Origin of the sequence: Streptomyces alkaliphilus, assembly GCF_014141535.1 — a bacterium.
Classification (GTDB): Bacteria; Actinomycetota; Actinomycetes; order Streptomycetales; family Streptomycetaceae; genus Streptomyces; species Streptomyces alkaliphilus.
In genome coordinates, this window is the sequence record NZ_VKHT01001539.1 from 1 (window position 1) to 771 (window position 771).

Genomic DNA, 771 nt, shown 5'->3' on the forward strand with positions numbered 1-771 from the left:
GTCCCCCTCGGCGCGCTCCTCCGCCTCCCGGATGATCGCCGGCGAGAGTCGACGTCCCAGGTACCACAGCAACGGCAGCGAGAGCACCGCCGTCGCCAGGAAGGGGGCGCGCAGCCCCGCCTCCCGGCCGACGACCGCCTCCACCAGCGTCACCAGGCCACCTCCCACCGCCACGCCGATCGGCATGATCCCCCAGCCCATCGTCCGGTAGGCGCTGTTCACCCGGCCCAGAAGGTCGTCCGGGACGATCGTCTGCCTCAGGGTGACGGTGATCACGTTCCACAACGCCACCGAACAGCCCGCGAGGACGGAGGCCGAGGCCACCACCCACGGGTTGGAGGTCAGCCCCGTGGTCAGGAAGGTCAGGGCGAAGATCGCCGCGCTGACCCGCAGGCTGAGCGAGGGCCCGAGCAGGGCGCCGAGCCGGGCCGCCCCGAAGCTGCCGATCAGAGCCCCGACCGCACCGGCCGATCCGAGCATCGCGAAGGCGATCGGACCGACGTCCAGCACCTCCTGCGCGAAGAGCACGAAGACCGCGAAGGCCGCCGAGGACATGAAGTTCGACCAGGCCAGGGCGATGGCCAGGGAACGCAGCATCCGGTGCCGCCACAGCCAACCGAGACCGACCGCGATCTCGCTCCGCATCGAGGCCCGGGGGGCCGGGACGGACGGCGGCTTCGAGGGGACCGGCCCCGCCGGGGAGGGAGCGGGGTCCGGTGCGATCCCCGCCGTCGGGCCGCCGGGCGTCTCCTCCCCCGAGGGGTTCTCCCC

At 73.3% G+C, this 771-nt stretch carries 1 protein-coding gene; it reads right to left on the reverse strand.

Going from position 1 to position 771, the window contains the following annotated elements; all coding sequences use genetic code 11:
• Positions 1–645 (reverse strand): MFS transporter (locus FNQ90_RS25555; RefSeq protein ID WP_182608478.1); only part of this gene is annotated, 645 nt, incomplete at its 3' end.
• Positions 646–771 lie beyond the last annotated feature (126 nt).